This is a genomic window from Intestinirhabdus alba, assembly GCF_009711095.1.
GTDB lineage: Bacteria > Pseudomonadota > Gammaproteobacteria > Enterobacterales > Enterobacteriaceae > Intestinirhabdus > Intestinirhabdus alba.
The window spans coordinates 1-697 of record NZ_WMJZ01000129.1 but is presented as its reverse complement, the minus strand read 5'-3'; the positions used below and the strand labels follow the sequence as shown (position 1 = coordinate 697).

Genomic DNA, 697 nt, shown 5'->3' with positions numbered 1-697 from the left:
CCGGTATGCCGATGCCAGCGAACAGGCCGCCTCCACGCCGTCAGGGTGTAAGGCCTGTCAGCGGACCGGTTTACCGATTTTTCCCCTGCGCGTTGCGGCGGTGCCAAAAGCGCTGGTTAACTCAGGCTGGAAGCCGGTTGTCCCGCAGCAGGATGCAGAGCTGACGGGAGGCGAGTTTAAATACGCCCTGCGGACCCTGCGCATGGGGTATCTGTACGTGCTGCTGGACAGACGGATCTGGCAGGGCTATCAGGTCACGGCGGAAGGGTATCTGCGGCAGTTTGATCCGCTGGCGATGCCGGAAGGAGACGGCGTGGAGCCCATAAGCCGGGCGTGCCGGGAGCAGGGGCACTGTATCAACGCCAGCTTTATTAATATTGATGACAAAAAATATGGCGAGGCGTGGCTGGCGTTCAGCAGCGATCCGTGGAGTAAAGCGGTGCTGGCAGGCTATAAGTCAGGAGCGCGCCCGGACAGCCGCTTTACGAAAGTATCGCTGGCCGCGCTGAAAGAAAGTCCGGCCAGCGTACCCGAAGCGCTGGTGATAGAGCCGTCACTGGCTTCACTGAAAGCCAGTGTCGCAGAGTTTGCCACAACCCTGTTTATCAATACGGAAAGGGTGACCGGCGAACGGTCGGGAGGAGCGCATGGTTTTTATCCGCGACAGGAAAGTGCCAGTGCCCTGGGGCTGAAGGTT

General features: G+C 60.0%; 1 protein-coding gene. It reads left to right on the top strand.

Going from position 1 to position 697, the window contains the following annotated elements; all coding sequences use genetic code 11:
• On the top strand, positions 1 to 697 hold a 697-nt coding region (locus tag GJV78_RS23210), incomplete at both ends, for a T6SS effector BTH_I2691 family protein (protein ID WP_330998848.1).